14 protein-coding genes are annotated in these 14171 nt (G+C 72.1%); 11 read left to right on the top strand and 3 right to left on the bottom strand.

All coding sequences use genetic code 11. The features are described 5' to 3' along the window. The first annotated feature begins 22 nt into the window (after positions 1-22). Positions 23-763 carry an SseB family protein gene (locus ACIQ5Y_RS06915; protein ID WP_403875887.1) on the top strand — a complete coding sequence of 247 codons (741 nt, stop codon included), beginning with the start codon at positions 23-25 and terminating at the stop codon, positions 761-763. 84 nt (positions 764-847) lie between these two features. Here the strand turns inward: ACIQ5Y_RS06915 and ACIQ5Y_RS06920 are convergent, their stop codons facing one another. Then, a complete protein-coding gene (locus tag ACIQ5Y_RS06920; RefSeq protein WP_376662463.1) occupies positions 848-1210 on the bottom strand; it encodes a DUF1844 domain-containing protein in 363 nt (120 codons plus the stop codon). A 325-nt stretch (positions 1211-1535) separates the two neighbouring features. On the opposite strand from ACIQ5Y_RS06920, the gene infC reads away from it, so the two are divergent. From infC to ACIQ5Y_RS06965, 9 genes are all read left to right on the top strand, one after another. Next, on the top strand, positions 1536-2249 hold the full coding sequence (gene infC / locus ACIQ5Y_RS06925) for a translation initiation factor IF-3 (protein WP_403875890.1): 714 nt from the start codon (positions 1536-1538) through the stop codon (positions 2247-2249). Between the two features lie 107 nt (positions 2250-2356). After that, entirely contained in the window at positions 2357-2551 is a 195-nt protein-coding gene (gene rpmI, locus ACIQ5Y_RS06930; RefSeq protein ID WP_030012385.1) for a 50S ribosomal protein L35, read from the top strand. Positions 2552-2654: 103 nt separating this feature from the next. Then, positions 2655-3041, top strand: coding sequence for a 50S ribosomal protein L20 (gene rplT, locus ACIQ5Y_RS06935; protein ID WP_030157251.1), 387 nt, complete (start codon positions 2655-2657; stop codon positions 3039-3041). 120 nt (positions 3042-3161) lie between these two features. After that, complete coding sequence (locus ACIQ5Y_RS06940; RefSeq protein WP_403875895.1) at positions 3162-4022, top strand: TrmH family RNA methyltransferase; 861 nt, start codon at positions 3162-3164, stop codon at positions 4020-4022. 54 nt (positions 4023-4076) lie between these two features. After that, the gene (locus ACIQ5Y_RS06945) at positions 4077-5318 is read left to right on the top strand and encodes an ATP-binding protein (RefSeq protein WP_403875899.1); all 1242 of its coding nucleotides are present in this window, start codon (positions 4077-4079) and stop codon (positions 5316-5318) included. A gap of 147 nt (positions 5319-5465) precedes the next feature. Next, on the top strand, positions 5466-6593 hold the full coding sequence (pheS, locus tag ACIQ5Y_RS06950; protein ID WP_403875902.1) for a phenylalanine--tRNA ligase subunit alpha: 1128 nt from the start codon (positions 5466-5468) through the stop codon (positions 6591-6593). Continuing rightward, positions 6593-9121 carry a phenylalanine--tRNA ligase subunit beta gene (gene pheT / locus ACIQ5Y_RS06955; RefSeq protein WP_403875905.1) on the top strand — a complete coding sequence of 843 codons (2529 nt, stop codon included), beginning with the start codon at positions 6593-6595 and terminating at the stop codon, positions 9119-9121. The genes pheS and pheT overlap by 1 nt, the downstream gene beginning before the upstream one ends. Before the next feature lie 582 nt (positions 9122-9703). Further along, positions 9704-11044, top strand: coding sequence for a transcriptional regulator (locus ACIQ5Y_RS06960; protein ID WP_403875908.1), 1341 nt, complete (start codon positions 9704-9706; stop codon positions 11042-11044). 53 nt (positions 11045-11097) lie between these two features. After that, positions 11098-11637, top strand: coding sequence for an NUDIX hydrolase (locus ACIQ5Y_RS06965; RefSeq protein ID WP_403875911.1), 540 nt, complete (start codon positions 11098-11100; stop codon positions 11635-11637). Positions 11638-11649: 12 nt separating this feature from the next. Here ACIQ5Y_RS06965 and ACIQ5Y_RS06970 read toward each other — a convergent pair whose 3' ends face one another. Then, positions 11650-12543, bottom strand: a complete 894-nt coding sequence (locus ACIQ5Y_RS06970) for a 3-hydroxybutyryl-CoA dehydrogenase (RefSeq protein ID WP_376659208.1) — start codon at positions 12541-12543, stop codon at positions 11650-11652. A 138-nt stretch (positions 12544-12681) separates the two neighbouring features. Between ACIQ5Y_RS06970 and ACIQ5Y_RS06975 the strand changes: the two genes are divergently transcribed. Further along, the gene (locus tag ACIQ5Y_RS06975; RefSeq protein WP_403875915.1) at positions 12682-13941 is read left to right on the top strand and encodes a glycoside hydrolase family 10 protein; all 1260 of its coding nucleotides are present in this window, start codon (positions 12682-12684) and stop codon (positions 13939-13941) included. Position 13942: 1 nt separating this feature from the next. Here ACIQ5Y_RS06975 and ACIQ5Y_RS06980 read toward each other — a convergent pair whose 3' ends face one another. Continuing rightward, positions 13943-14140, bottom strand: a complete 198-nt coding sequence (locus ACIQ5Y_RS06980) for a DUF1918 domain-containing protein (RefSeq protein WP_376659210.1) — start codon at positions 14138-14140, stop codon at positions 13943-13945. Positions 14141-14171: the final 31 nt, after the last annotated feature.

Genomic DNA, 14171 nt, shown 5'->3' on the forward strand with positions numbered 1-14171 from the left:
GAACGAGGCGAACGTGGGACAAGTGGCGAACAAGAACATTCCCGACCCGGGCTTCTCCGACGACGACGGCTCCGCGGACCCCCGGCTGACCGCGGCCCTGGCCGCCTGGTCCGAGGACCGGGCCAAGGAGCCCGAGGTGCTCGCGGCGCTGAAGGACGCGCGGCTGCTGGTCCCGGTCGTCGCCGTGCTCGGCGAGGTCGAGACCGACCCGGAGACGGGCCTCAAGCGCGAGAAGACCAGCGACATGGCCGTCCCCACCCTCCGGGCGGGCGACCGGCGGGCGCTGCCCGCCTTCACCTCCATCGCCTCGCTCGCGCTCTGGGACCCGGCGGCCCGGCCGGTGGCCGTCCCGCTGCACCAGGCGTTGGCGGCCGCCGCGCACGAGAAGGCCGACACCGTGGTGCTCGACCTGGCGGGCCCGGTCACCTACCAGCTGACCGGCGCCGCGCTGCTCGCGCTCGCCGAGGGCCGTACCGACGCCGACCCGCTGGCCGATCCCGCCGTACGGGAGGCCGTACGGGCCGCCGTGGCGGCGGAGCCGGCCGTGGTCCGGGCCCACCTGGGCCGGGGCGGCGCCGACGCCGACGGCACCCTCGCGGTCGTGCTGGCCGCGGGTGCGGAGGCCCCCGAGGCCGCGCGCCGGGTCGCGCGGGCGCTGGCGGCGGACGAGACCCTGCGGGCCCGGCTGGTGCGCGGCCTGGACCTGGCGCTGCTGCCGCCCGACGGGCCGGTCCCGCCCGGGCAGCCGCTGTTCAGCCGCTGACCCGGGGACGGACGACGAAAGGGGCCGGGCCCGCCGGAACGTTCCGGCGGGCCCGGCCCCTTCGTATGCGGGGGAGTGCGGGGATCAGGCGTAGACAGGGCCGGTGAACTTCTCGCCCGGACCCTGGCCCGGCTCGTCCGGGACGATCGAGGCCTCGCGGAAGGCGAGCTGGAGCGACTTGAGGCCGTCGCGCAGCGGGGCGGCGTGGAAGGAGCTGATCTCGGTGGCGCTGGCGGTCACCAGGCCGGCCAGGGCGTTGATCAGCTTGCGGGCCTCGTCGAGGTCCTTGTGCTCGGAGTCCGGCTTGTCGAGGCCCAGGTTGACCGCCGCGGCGCTCAGCAGGTGCACGGCCACCGTGGTGATGACCTCGACGGCCGGAACCTCCGCGATGTCGCGGGTCATGTCGTCGTAATCGGGAGTGGAAGCGGAAGGCGTCGCGTCAGTCATGCGGACCACGATAGGCCGTGGAGCGGCTTGCCAGGCACGGTGCTAGTATGTAGTTCGACCGGCCGGACACCTGTGTGCCCGGCCCACAAGTGGAGGCTCCGATTCTCCCACCTGACCACCCTCCGGGGAGGCAGGTCACCGGTCAGGCGGCATCCATCGTTCCGTACGGACGATGGAAAGCTGCCCGATACTGCGCCCCGCGGTTCGCACGCGATGGTGCTCCGGTTGCTTTGGAGCCCCTGCCTGTGCCCGGCGGGGCTTTTTTCATTCTCCCGCTCGGTCGGTCTGACGGAAATACACGTCAGCGGCTGTCTGCCAGGCAGTCGTGTGGTGCTACCGAGGAGGATCCATCAGCACCGAGCCCCGCATCAACGACCGGATTCGCGTTCCCGAGGTTCGACTCGTCGGTCCCAGCGGTGAGCAGGTCGGCATCGTGCCGCTTGCCAAGGCGCTTGAGCTCGCGCAGGAGTACGACCTCGACCTGGTCGAGGTAGCGGCCTCCGCGCGCCCGCCGGTCTGCAAGCTCATGGACTACGGCAAGTTCAAGTACGAGTCGGCCATGAAGGCCCGTGAGGCGCGCAAGAACCAGGCGCACACGGTCATCAAGGAAATGAAGCTCCGGCCGAAGATCGACCCGCACGACTATGACACCAAGAAGGGTCACGTCGTTCGGTTCCTCAAGCAGGGCGACAAGGTCAAGATCACGATCATGTTCCGTGGTCGCGAGCAGTCCCGGCCGGAACTCGGCTACCGACTGCTGCAGCGTCTCGCTTCGGACGTCGAGGAGCTCGGCTTCATCGAGTCGAACCCGAAGCAGGACGGCCGAAACATGATCATGGTCCTCGGTCCGCACAAGAAGAAGACCGAGGCCATGGCCGAAGCCCGCGAGGCGCAGGCCGCCCGCAAGGCCGAGCGCCAGGGTGTCGTCGCCACCGACGAGGCGGCTCCTTCCGAGGAGACCGCTCCGGCCGAGGCGTCCGCCACCGAGGGATCCGAGGTCACCGAGGCGCCCGCCGACGAGGCGAACGCCGAGGCCTGATTCCGAGGCAGCCTGTCTCGAAATCACCCGACACAACATGACGCTCCCGCTCGCCGGTCCCATCAGGGCCGGCGAGGGAGCGCCACCGACGAGGAGATAACGGCGCCATGCCGAAGAACAAGACGCACAGCGGTACCAAGAAGCGCTTCAAGGTCACCGGCTCCGGCAAGGTGCTCCGTGAGCGCGCCGGCAAGCGCCACCTGCTCGAGCACAAGTCGTCCCGTGTCACCCGCCGCCTGACCGGCAACGCGGAGATGGCTCCCGGCGACGCCGCGAAGATCAAGAAGCTTCTCGGCATCTGACGTCCCCGCTCCCGAGCCGGGAGCGGATGAACGTCAGACCGGGACCCCATCGAATTTCCGGGCCGTGTGAAGACACCCACGGCCCCGCTACAAGGAGTTAAAAGTGGCACGCGTCAAGCGGGCAGTAAACGCCCACAAGAAGCGCCGGGCGATCCTCGAGGCGGCCTCCGGCTACCGCGGTCAGCGTTCGCGCCTGTACCGCAAGGCCAAGGAGCAGGTCACCCACTCGCTGGTCTACAACTTCAACGACCGCAAGAAGCGCAAGGGCGACTTCCGTCAGCTGTGGATCCAGCGCATCAACGCCGCTGCCCGCCAGAACGGCATGACGTACAACCGCCTCATCCAGGGTCTGAAGGCCGCGAACATCGAGGTGGACCGCAAGATCCTCGCCGAGCTCGCCGTCAACGACGCCAACGCGTTCGCCGCGCTGGTCGAGGTCGCGCAGAAGGCCCTCCCGGCCGACGTCAACGCCCCCAAGGTCGCTGCCTAAGGGCTAGCCGGCCCGCTCTCACGCGGCCGGCCCCCACGGACCCGCAGGCATTCGCCTGCGGGTCCGTGTGCTTTGCAGGCACCACACCGCCACGGAACCCCGAAAGAGAACCGCAGACACATGGGTCACCCCGCCGAGCTGATCTCCCCCCGATCCCCGCGGGTGGCCGCCGCCAGGCGCCTGGCGCGGCGCAACTTCCGCACCAAGGAGCGCCGGTTCATCGCCGAGGGCCCCCAGGCGGTCCGCGAGGCCGTCGAGCACCGCGGAGCCGAGGGCGCGTCGACCCTGATCGAGCTGTTCGCCACCGTCGAGGCCGCCGAGCGCTACGCGGACATCGTCGAAGCCGCCCGGCTGGCCGGCGCGCGCGTGCACTACGCCTCCGACGAGGTGCTCGCCGAGGTCTCGCAGACCGTCACCCCGCAGGGCCTCGTCGGTGTCTGCCACTTCCTCGACTCGCCGTTCGAGGAGATCCTCAAGGCCCGACCCAAGCTGGTCGCCGTCCTCGCGCACGTCCGTGACCCCGGCAACGCCGGCACGGTGCTGCGCTGCGCGGACGCCGCCGGTGCCGATGCCGTCGTCCTGACCGACGCCTCCGTGGACCTGTACAACCCGAAGTCCGTACGGGCCTCCGTGGGCTCCCTCTTCCACCTGCCGGTGGCCGTCGGCGTCCCGGTGGAACAGGCCGTCGAGGGGCTGCGCGCGGCGGGCGTACGGATCCTCGCGGCCGACGGGGCCGGAGAGGACGACCTGGACGCCGAGCTGGACGCCGGCACCATGGGCACCCCCTCCGCCTGGGTCTTCGGCAACGAGGCGTGGGGCCTGCCCGAGGAGACGCGGGCGCTCGCGGACGCCGTCGTACGGGTCCCGATCCACGGCAAGGCCGAGAGCCTGAACCTCGCGACGGCCGCCGCCGTGTGCCTCTACGCCTCCGCGCGTGCACAGCGGGCGCCCGGAGGGTGCCGCTCCGTGACCCCCAGCTAGTACTGTGGCGGCCCGGGGGCCCACGGCGCTACTCGGAGATGTGGGGTACGGGGAATGACCGTCGGTACGAACAGCTCACCGGGAGCCACGGGGGCCGCGGGGGCCGCGGACGCGCCCGAGGAGCGGTTCCGGGACGCCCCCGCCGGCCGCCGCGCCGACGGGCTGCGCGGCGTGCCGCCGCAGGCACCCGGTCCGGGCTCCGCGGCCCCCCGGCCGGGCCGGGCCGAGGCCTCCGCCGGGGCCGAGTTCGGGGCGGGTTTCGGGATCGACCCCGACGACCTGCCCGACGGGCTGGTCGTCGCCGACGACACCGGCCGCGTGATCTGCTTCAACCGGGCCGCCGCCCGCATCACCGACATCGCGCCCCACGAGGTGCTCGGAACCCCCATCGAGCGGGCGCTCCCGCTGGAGGACCTCGAAGGCCGCCGCTGGTGGGCGCTGACCGATCCGTACGGAGGGCTCGCCACCCGGCGCGGACAGCCCGAACGGAACCTGCTGCTGCCCGGCGGCCGCGAGGTGCTCGTGTCGGCCGGCTACGTCCGCACGCACCCCACCGGCCCGCTGCGCCGCCTCGTCGTCACCCTGCGTGGCACCGAGGCCCGCCGGCGCACCGAGCGCAGCCACGCCGAGCTGATCGCCACGGTCGCCCACGAGCTGCGCTCACCGCTGACCTCCGTCAAGGGCTTCACCGCGACGCTCCTCGCCAAATGGGAGCGGTTCACCGACGACCAGAAGCGGCTGATGCTGGAGACCGTCGACGCCGACGCCAACCGGGTCACCCGCCTGATCGCCGAGCTCCTCGACATCTCCCGGATCGACTCCGGCCGCCTGGAGGTCCGCCGCCAGCCGGTGGACATCGCCACCGCGATCGGCCGCCACGTACAGGCGCTGACCGCCAACGGACAGGAACCGGAGCGGTTCCTCGTCAGCGTCAGCCGCCCGCTGCCCGATCTGTGGGCAGACCCGGACAAGATCGACCAGATCCTCGGCAACCTCCTGGAAAATGCGGTGCGGCACGGCGAGGGAACGGTCACCATCGACGTGATGCCGCATGAGAAGGGAACCGCCGTCACCGTGACCGACGAAGGCCCCGGGATCCCCGAGGAGTCGATGAGCCGCGTCTTCACCCGCTTCTGGCGGGGGAGCAAGCGCGGCGGCACCGGCCTGGGCCTGTACATCGTCAAGGGGATCGTGGAGGCGCACGGCGGCACGATCACGGTCGGCCGCGGCCCCGGCGGCGGCGCCGAATTCCGATTTATCCTGCCCGTGAGCGCCCCGGCCTACCTCACGCAGTAACCCTGCGGAGAGTCCTGCCAGGCGGCCCACGGGCTCCTTCACCCCCGGCGGCCTTTAGACTCGTCCTTTGGCACCTTTGTGTCCCGGTGACGAACTTCTCGAGTCGCGCACGGGACCACCAGCCAGCCATCGGAAGTACGGGAAGAGATGTCGGCACCGAACAAGTCGTACGACCCTGTCGAGGTCGAGGCACTGAAACCGGAAGAGATCGAGCGCATGCGGGACGAGGCGCTCGCCGCCTTCGCGGCCGCCGGCGACCTCGACGCGCTGCGTGAGGCGAAGACCGCGCACATGGGCGACCGCTCGCCCCTGGCGCTCGCCAACCGCGAGATCGGCGCCCTGCCGCCCCAGGCCAAGGCCGAGGTCGGCAAGCGCATGGGCCAGGCCCGCGGGGCGGTGAACAAGGCGTTCGGAGCCCGCACCGTCGCCCTGGAAGCCGAGCGCGACGAGCGGGTGCTGGTCGAGGAGGCCGTGGACGTCACGCTGCCTTACGACCGCGTCCCGGCCGGCGCCCGCCACCCGCTGACCACGCTGATGGACCGCATCGCGGACATCTTCGTGGGCATGGGCTACGAGGTCGCCGAGGGCCCCGAGGTCGAGGCGGAGTGGTTCAACTTCGACGCCCTCAACTTCACGCCCGACCACCCGGCACGCCAGATGCAGGACACCTTCTTCGTCCGGGGGCCCGAGGGCACCGAGGGCGACGAGTCCGGCGTCGTGCTGCGCACCCACACCTCCCCGGTGCAGGCGCGCTCGCTGCTGGAGCGCAAGCCCCCCGTCTACATCGTCTGCCCGGGCCGCGTGTACCGCACCGACGAGCTCGACGCGACGCACACCCCCGTCTTCCACCAGGTCGAGCTGCTCGCCGTGGACGAGGGCCTGACCATGGCGGACCTCAAGGGCACCATGGACCACATGGTCCAGGAGCTGTTCGGCGAGGGCACCACCACGCGCCTGCGCCCGCACTTCTTCCCCTTCACCGAGCCGTCCGCCGAGATGGACATGCAGTGCTACGTGTGCCGCGGCGAGTCGGTGGGCAACCCCGACCGCCCGTGCCGCACCTGTTCCAGCGAGGGCTGGATCGAGCTCGGCGGCTGCGGCATGGTCAACCCCAAGGTGCTCGTCGCCTGCGGTGTGGACCCCGAGAAGTACAGCGGGTTCGCCTTCGGGTTCGGCATCGAGCGGATGCTGATGTTCCGCCACAACGTTGAAGACATGCGAGACATGGTCGAGGGTGACGTTCGCTTCACCCGGCCGTTCGGGAGTGAGATCTGATGCGCGTCCCGCTTTCCTGGCTGCGGGAGTACGTCGACCTCCCCGCGGGCGAGACCGGCCGTGACGTGGCCCACAAGCTCGTCGACGCCGGCCTCGAGGTCGAGACCGTCGAGCAGCTCGGCGCCGGCCTCAAGGGCCCCCTGGTCGTCGGTCAGGTCCTGACCATCGAGGAGCTGGAGGGCTTCCGCAAGCCGATCCGCTTCTGCACGGTCGACGTCGGCCAGGCCAACGGCACCGGCGAACCGCAGGAGATCGTCTGCGGCGCCCGGAACTTCACCGTCGGCGACAAGGTCGTCGTGGTCCTGCCCGGCGCCGTGCTGCCCGGCGACTTCGCGATCGCCTCGCGCAAGACGTACGGCCGCACCTCGCACGGCATGATCTGCTCGGGCGACGAGCTCGGCATGGGCGACGACGGCGGGCACGGCATCATCGTGCTCCCGCCCGAGCACGAGGTCGGCACCGACGCGATCGAGCTGCTCCAGCTCGTCGACGAGGTCCTCGACATCGACATCACCCCGGACCGCGGCTACTGCATGTCCATGCGCGGTGTCGCCCGCGAGGCGGCGACCGCGTACGGCCTGCCGCTGCGCGACCCGGCGCTGCTCGACGTCCCGGCCCCGAACTCGTACGGCTACCCGGTCAAGATCGACGACCCGTCCGGCTGCGACCGCTTCACCGCGCGCACCGTCACCGGTCTCGACCCCGACGCGCGCTCCCCGATCTGGCTCACCCGCCGCCTGCAGAAGGCGGGCATGCGCCCGATCTCGCTCGCCGTGGACATCACCAACTACGTGATGCTCGAACTCGGCCAGCCGCTGCACGCCTACGACCGCTCGCGGATCGACGGCGCCATCGGTGTCCGCCGGGCCGAGCAGGGCGAGAAGTTCACCACCCTCGACGGGGTCAAGCGCACGCTCGACTCCGAGGACCTGGTGATCACCGACGACAGCGGGCCGATCGGCCTCGCCGGTGTCATGGGCGGCGCCAACACCGAGATCGCCGACTCCGTCACCGACCCCGAGACCGGCGCCGTCACCGGCACCACCGAGGTGGTCGTCGAGGCCGCGCACTTCGACTCCGTGTCGATCTCGCGCACCGCCCGCCGCATGAAGCTGTCCTCCGAGGCGTCCAAGCGCTTCGAGCGGGGCGTCGACCCGCAGGCCGCCGCCGCGGCCGCGCAGCGGACCGTCGACCTGCTCGTGCTGCTCGCGGGCGGCACCGCCGAGGCCGGCGTCACCGAGGTCACCGCCCCGGGCGCGCCGCGCACCATCGCGATGGCCGCGGACCACCCGGACCGGGTCGCGGGCATGGAGTACGGCCGCGAGACCGTCGTACGCCGCCTCCAGGAGATCGGCTGCGACGTCTACGGCCAGGACGAGCTCGTCGTCACCGTCCCGTCGTGGCGGCCCGACCTCGCCGCGCCCAACGACCTCGCCGAAGAGGTCATCCGGCTGGAGGGCTACGGGAACCTCCCGTCGACCCTCCCGCAGGTGCCGTCCGGCCGCGGTCTGACCGCCCGGCAGCAGCTGCACCGCCGGGTGGGCCGTGCGCTGGCCGGCGCGGGCTACGTCGAGGCGCTGAGCTACCCGTTCATCGGCGAGGGCGTCTTCGACCAGCTCCAGCTCCCGGCGCACGACGCGAGCCGCCAGGTCGTCAAGCTGGTCAACCCGATCTCCGACGAGGAGCCGGCGCTGCGCACCACGCTGCTGCCGGGTCTGCTCGGCGCGCTGCGCCGCAACGACAGCCGGGGCAGCCACGACCTCGCGCTCTTCGAGACCGGTTCCGTCTTCCGGGCCGGCGACCGGCCGGGTGTCGCCGTACGGCTGCCCGTCGACCGTCGTCCCACGGACGAGGAGATCGCCACCCTGAACGCGGCCCTGCCCGCGCAGCCGCGGTACGCCGCGGTCGTGCTGGCCGGCGCGCGCGAGCAGGCCGGCTGGTGGGGCAAGGGCCGTCCGGCCGACTGGGCCGACGCGGTCCAGGCGGCGCGTGCGCTGGCCGTCGAGGCCGGTGCCGAGCTGGTGGTCCGCCAGGGCCAGTACGGCCCGTGGCACCCGGGCCGGTGCGCCGAGCTGCTCGTCACCCTGGACGGCGTGGAGACGGTCATCGGCCACGCCGGTGAACTGCACCCGCGCGTGGTCAAGGCCATGGGCCTGCCGGCCCGCACCTGCGCGATGGAACTCGACCTGGACCGCCTCGCGGCGGCCGGCGGCGAGGCCCTGCGCGCGCCCCGGATCTCCTCCTTCCCGGTGGCGACCCAGGACGTCGCGCTGATCGTGGACGCGTCGGTCCCGGCGTCGGCGGTGGAGGCCGCGCTGCGCAAGGGCGCGGGCGAGCTGCTCGAATCGCTGCGGCTGTTCGACGTGTTCACCGGTGCGCAGGTGGGCGAGGGCAAGAAGTCCCTGGCGTACGCGCTGCGGTTCCGCGCGGCGGACCGCACGCTGACGGCGGAGGAGTCCACGGCGGCCCGTGACGCGGCCGTTGCCCTCGCGGGCGAGCGGACCGGGGCGGTGCTCCGGGGCGCGTAGCGCCGTAGTTCCCTTGAGGGGCGTACCTGGTTCTCCGGGTACGCCCCTCACCCGTTCCGGTGACCGTTCGTGGGCCTCTGCGCCGCCGCTGTCGGGGGCGCTGCCCCCGAACCCCAGCGCCTCAAACGCCGGCGAGCTGAAATTGCCCTGCGGGCAATCCAGCCGCACTTGTCGGACGACAGGAGGCAAAACCAGCCCCTCCGGCGTTTGAGGAGCGGGGTCCGGGGCGGAGCCCCGGCAGTGGGCCGCACCTGGTGGGGCGGGGGTCTGGGGGCCGGGCCCCGAGAGGTCCGGCTCCGGCCGGGCCGGGCGACCAACCTGGCACCGGCGGAGCCGGACGGCGCCGCCCGCCTGCCGTGGAGTGTCGGGCAGACAGCAGAACGGGCGGCGCTGTGACGGGTCGTCGCACTGTACGAGGGGGAGCCGACGACCCGGGCTGCCTCTTTGGCGAGGCCCTTAAGTGAAGCGCCCCGCGCGGCCCGCGCGGCAGAGTGCGTATCGCATTTATGCGCGTACTTGGTTCACACCCCGTGTGAACCCCGCACCCACTAGCCTGGGATCGACGAGCCCTTGGAGCGGCCCATGCAGCCCAATGTCCTGCTCGACGCCCTCCTCTCCGAGGCGGGCATGTCCCATGCCGGACTCGCCGCGTACGTGAACCAGGCGGGCCGCACCCGCGGTCTCGCCCTGCGCTACGAACACACCGCCGTCACCCGGTGGTTGAAGGGCCAGCGCCCCCGCGGCCAGGTCCCCGACCTGATCTGCGAGGTGCTCGGCGGCCGGCTGCGCAGGCCCGTGGGGCTGGACGACATCGGGCTCGGGGTGCCCGGCCAGGCCGCCCCGCCGGGGGCCTCGCCGCTGAGCGGGTTCGTGGACCGGGCCGCCGCCCTGTGGCGGTCGGACGGGCAGGCGCGGCCGCACCTGCTCGCCGCGGAGGCGGTCACCGGTACCCCCGCGGTCATCCCGGTGTGGGAGTGGGAGAACCCGCCCGAGGACGCCGACGTGTCGAGGGACGGTCCCGACCGGATCGGGCCCGAGCACATCGAGATCCTCAAGGCGGCCCGCGCGCACTACGAGCTGATGTACCGGCGGGCCGGCGGGGTGGCCACCCGGGACCGGATCGTGCGCTTCCTCGGCACCGAGACCGCCCCGATGCTGCGCGGGAGTTACTCCGACGACCTGGGCCGCCGGCTCCACCGGGCCACCGGGTCCCTCGTGGCGGTCGCGGGGATCTGCGCGTACGACTCCGACGCGCACGGGCTCGCCCAGCGCTACTTCCACCAGGCGCTGCGGCTGGCGAAGGCGAGCGGGGACCGGGGACTCGGGGCGTACGTGATCGCGCTGATCGTCAACCAGTGTCTGCACCTGCGCGAGTACCGCCAGGCCGTCGCCTTCGCCGAGGCCGCGCTGCGCGCCGCCGGCCGGCACACCACCCCGGCGCTGGCCTCCGACCTCTACGCGATGCAGGCCAAGGCGTACGCCCAACTCGGCGACACCGCGGCGGCATTGGAATGCATCCGGCACGCCGAGGCCGCGGCCGAGCGGATCCGGCCGGGCAGCGAGCCGGACGAGACGGGCTACGTGCAGCCCGGTCTGGTCAACGTGCAGGTGGCAGAGGCGCTGCTGAGCCTCGGGGACCTGGCCGCGGCCCACGAGCAGGCCACCGCGGCCGTCGGCACGCCCGCGCACGACCGGGGGCGGGTGCACCGGCTGGCGATGCTGTGCGAGATCCAGCTGCGCCAGGGCGAGGCCGACCGGGCGGTGGCCGCCGCGGCCGAAATGGCGCACCGGGCCAGGGGGATGGAGTCGCTGCGCCTGCGGGACCGGTTGCGGGCGGTCCGCGAGCAGCTGCTGACCAGCGGTTGTTCCGGGGCGGAGGAGACCGCGGAGCTCATCGACGGGGCGCTGCGCGTTCCCCTGTGACGGCTCGAACTGCTGCCATGTTGCCACCGATCCGAGCGGAAGGTGGCAAGACCGTGCAGTGGACGAACCTGAGTGAGCAGACCGTGTACAAGAACCGCTGGTTCGACGTGAACCTGGCCGACGTGGAACTCCCCGACGGGCGGCACCTGGACCACTTCGTCATCCGGCTGCGCCCGGTGGCCGTCGCCACGGCGGTCAACGAGGCGAACGAGGTGCTGCTGCTGTGGCGGCACCGCTTCATCACGGACAGTTGGGGGTGGGAACTGCCCGCCGGGGTGGTCGAGGACGGCGAGAGCGTCGAATCGGCGGCGGCCCGCGAGATGGAGGAGGAGTCGGGCTGGCGGCCCGGCCCGCTCCACCACCTGATGACCGTGGAGCCGTCCAACGGGCTGACCGACGCCCGCCACCACCTGTACTGGGCGGACGGCGCCACGTACGTCGGCCATCCCGAGGACGACTTCGAGTCCTCACGGCGCGAGTGGGTCCCGCTGAAGCTCGTGCCGGACATGATCGCGCGCGGCGAGATCCCGGCCGCCAACATGGCGGCCGGGCTGCTGCTCCTGCATCACCTCAGGCTGGGCGGTCGGCCCTAGGAGCGGGCGGGGTCAGCCGTACGGGTAGAAACCGGAGCCCGTCTTGCGGCCCAGGCGGCCCGCGTCGACCATGCGCTGGAGCAGCGGGGGAGCGGCGTACAGCGGCTCCTTGTACTCGGCGTACATGGAGTCGGCGATGGAGACGATGGTGTCCAGGCCGATCAGGTCGGACAGCTTCAGCGGGCCCATCGGGTGGGCGCAGCCGAGCTCCATGCCGTTGTCGATGTCCTCGCGGCTGGCGATGCCGGACTCGAACATCCGGATCGCCGACAGCAGGTACGGGACGAGGAGCGCGTTCACCACGAAACCGGACCGGTCCTGGGCGCGGACGGCGTGCTTGCCCAGCACGTCCCGCACCAGGGCCTCGGCGCGCTTGACCGTTTCGTCGCCCGTGGTCAGCGCGGGGATGAGCTCGACGAGCTTCTGCACCGGTGCCGGGTTGAAGAAGTGGATGCCGATGACCTGGTCGGGCCGGGAGGTCGCGACGGCCAGCTTGACCAGCGGGATCGAGGAGGTGTTGGAGGCCAGGATCGCGTCCGGGCGGGTGATCACCTGGTCGAGGATCTGGAAGATCTCGGTCTTGACCTGCTCGTTCTCGACGACGGCCTCGATGACCAGGTCGCGGTCGGCGAACTCGCCGAGGTCGGTGGTGAAGGTGAGGCGGGCCAGGGTGGCGTCCCGCTCCTCCTCCGTGATCTTGCCGCGTTCGGCGGCCTTGGTCAGCGAGTTGTACAGCCGGGTACGTCCGATCTCCAGGGCCTCGCCCGTGGTCTCGGCGACCTTGACCTCAAGGCCACTGCGGGCGCACACCTCGGCGATACCCGCGCCCATCTGGCCACAGCCCACTACGCCGACCCGTGTGATGTCGGAAGGGAGGTCAGTCACTTCGTGCCTTTCGCTGCTCATCCGTCGGCGGGTCCCCCGTACGATTCCGGCGCCCGCCACGCCCCCCGACGTTACTCCCGACCTTGCGCCGGGCGGGGGGCCGGGGCGGGCATGCTGGGTCACACCGTCCAATGTCACTCAGTGAAACGGAGCAGTCACATGGCGCGCATCGGTCGACGGGAACTGCTGGCGGGAGCGGCGGGGGTGATCGCGGCGGCCACGGCAGGGCCGGGCGCCGCGGCCGCCCCCAGGACCTCGGCCCCGCCGGCCGGCCGGATCCCGGCCCGGGCGACGCCGCCCGAGTTCCGGGGGATGTGGATCGCCACCGTCTCGAACGTGGACTGGCCCTCCCGGGCCGGGCTGTCCGCCGCGCGGCAGCGGGCCGAGCTGATCTCCCTCCTCGACACGGCCGTCAAGCGGCGGCTCAACGCGGTGGTCCTCCAGGTGAGGCCGGCCGCCGACGCGCTGTGGCCCTCGCGGCTGGAGCCCTGGTCGCAGTGGCTGACCGGGGAGCAGGGGGAGGACCCGGGCTGGGACCCGCTGGGCACGGCCGTGACCGAGGCGCACGCCCGCGGGCTGCAGCTGCACGCCTGGTTCAACCCGTACCGCGTGGCCAACCACACCGACCTCGACCGGCTGGCGGACGGCCACCCGGCCAGGCGGAACCCGGAGTGGACCGTGGAGTACGGCGGGAAGCTCTTCTTCAACCCGGGCATGCCCGAAGTGCGGCGCCACGTGCAGGAGGCCATGCTCGACGCGGTCTCCCGGTACCCGGTCGACGGGGTGCACTGGGACGACTACTTCTACCCCTACCCGGTGGAGGGGGAGTACTTCGACGACGACGAGGCCTACGAGGAGCACGGCGGCGACTTCGCCTCCCGCGCCGCCTGGCGCCGCCACAACACCGACACCCTGGTCCGCGAGATGTCCGAGCGGGTGCGGGCGCTGCGGCCCGCGGCCCGGTTCGGCGTCAGCCCGTTCGCGGTCTGGCGCAACTCCGACACCGACCCGCTCGGCTCACCGACGCGGGCGGGCGTCGCGACGTACGACGACCTCTACGCGGACACCCGCAAGTGGGTCAAGGAGGGTTGGATCGACTACGTCGTGCCCCAGGCGTACTGGCAGATCGGGCACCCGACCGCCGACTACGCGGACATCGTCCCCTGGTGGGCGCGCACCGTGGCGGGTACGAACGTGAGGCTGTACGTGGGGGAGGCGCTCTACCAATGCCGCTCCGACAGCCCCACCGAGGCCTGGCGCGACCCGCGCGAGATGTCGCGCCACGTGACGTTCGCGCGGAAGTACCCCCAGGTCCGCGGCCACGTCTGGTTCTCCGCCAAGAACGTGGTCGCGGACCCCAATGGGGCAATGGCCAGGGTGGTCGCCGATCACTACCCGACGGCGGCGGCGCCGGCTTGAGTCAGTGTGCGGGCTCCGCCGGGTGCTTCACGACGCAGTCGGGGCCCGGAGACATGACTGCCTCGTGGCCGTCCTGGAAACGGACCCGGTAGGGAGGGGTGCCGTTCTCTCCGAGTACCTGAGTGATCTCACCGATCTTGTCGTGCTGTCCCACGACCCGGCCGTGCTGCACCAGCTGGTCGCCCTCGGTCGCTCGCATAACTGACCTCCTCGGTGGCGGTCCGATCCGG

Origin of the sequence: Streptomyces sp. NPDC096339 (assembly GCF_044762985.1) — a bacterium.
Lineage (GTDB): Bacteria > Actinomycetota > Actinomycetes > Streptomycetales > Streptomycetaceae > Streptomyces.

What these genes read in the sequence shown, in the direction of transcription:
- ACIQ5Y_RS06960 (WP_403875908.1), top strand. Translation starts at nt 9,704, where the DNA reads ATGCAGCCCAATGTCCTGCTCGACGCCCTCCTCTCCGAGGCGGGCATG.
- ACIQ5Y_RS06975 (WP_403875915.1), top strand. Translation starts at nt 12,682, where the DNA reads ATGGCGCGCATCGGTCGACGGGAACTGCTGGCGGGAGCGGCGGGGGTG.
- rpmI (WP_030012385.1), top strand. Translation starts at nt 2,357, where the DNA reads ATGCCGAAGAACAAGACGCACAGCGGTACCAAGAAGCGCTTCAAGGTC.
- pheT (WP_403875905.1), top strand. Translation starts at nt 6,593, where the DNA reads ATGCGCGTCCCGCTTTCCTGGCTGCGGGAGTACGTCGACCTCCCCGCG.
- ACIQ5Y_RS06980 (WP_376659210.1), bottom strand. Translation starts at nt 14,140, where the DNA reads ATGCGAGCGACCGAGGGCGACCAGCTGGTGCAGCACGGCCGGGTCGTG.
- pheS (WP_403875902.1), top strand. Translation starts at nt 5,466, where the DNA reads ATGTCGGCACCGAACAAGTCGTACGACCCTGTCGAGGTCGAGGCACTG.
- ACIQ5Y_RS06945 (WP_403875899.1), top strand. Translation starts at nt 4,077, where the DNA reads ATGACCGTCGGTACGAACAGCTCACCGGGAGCCACGGGGGCCGCGGGG.
- ACIQ5Y_RS06940 (WP_403875895.1), top strand. Translation starts at nt 3,162, where the DNA reads ATGGGTCACCCCGCCGAGCTGATCTCCCCCCGATCCCCGCGGGTGGCC.
- ACIQ5Y_RS06970 (WP_376659208.1), bottom strand. Translation starts at nt 12,543, where the DNA reads ATGAGCAGCGAAAGGCACGAAGTGACTGACCTCCCTTCCGACATCACA.
- ACIQ5Y_RS06920 (WP_376662463.1), bottom strand. Translation starts at nt 1,210, where the DNA reads ATGACTGACGCGACGCCTTCCGCTTCCACTCCCGATTACGACGACATG.